The sequence below is a fragment of the Vibrio sp. 2130-1 genome, assembly GCF_033339515.1.
This window is the reverse complement of sequence record NZ_JAWOUT010000794.1, coordinates 1-501: the sequence shown is the minus strand read 5'-3', so window position 1 is coordinate 501 and position 501 is coordinate 1. Positions and strand designations below refer to the sequence as shown.

Sequence of the window (501 nt, the reverse complement as noted above, 5' to 3'; positions counted from 1 at the left end):
CTTGCTCAATGATCCAATGTTGCGCGGCGATCTTAAGAAACAGATTGAAAAAGGCGATCGAGCGGATTGGGCGCTGCGTCAGGTAGTCGAAACTTATTCAAACCGCTTTGCTCGTATGTCAGATGTCTATTTGCGTGAACGAGCACAAGATATCCGAGAGTTGGGGCAAAGGTTGCTGTATTTTCTGCACAACAGTGAGCAAGAGAATGCGGCCATCGATCGTCCTATCATCTTAGTGGCCAATGAGCTTACTGCGACTTTGTTAGCATCGGTGCCGAAAGAACATTTATTAGCGGTCGTTTCGCTTGAAGGGGGCGCAAACTCACACGCTGCAATTCTTTCGCGCGCATTGGGTGTGCCGGCCGTTATGGGCGCTAACATCAATACGGATGTGGTTAACGGTAAATTAGGCATCGTTGATGGCTATACGGGCGAGATTTTTCTTGAGCCCAACCGCCAGCTGTTGCGTGAGTATCGCAGTTTAGTTAGTGAAGAGTCAGA

At 48.9% G+C, this 501-nt stretch carries 1 protein-coding gene; it reads left to right on the top strand.

Translation table 11 applies throughout. The features are described from left to right. Positions 1-501: PEP-utilizing enzyme (locus tag R7Q09_RS28745; protein ID WP_318144285.1), on the top strand; the 501-nt coding region annotated here is incomplete at both ends.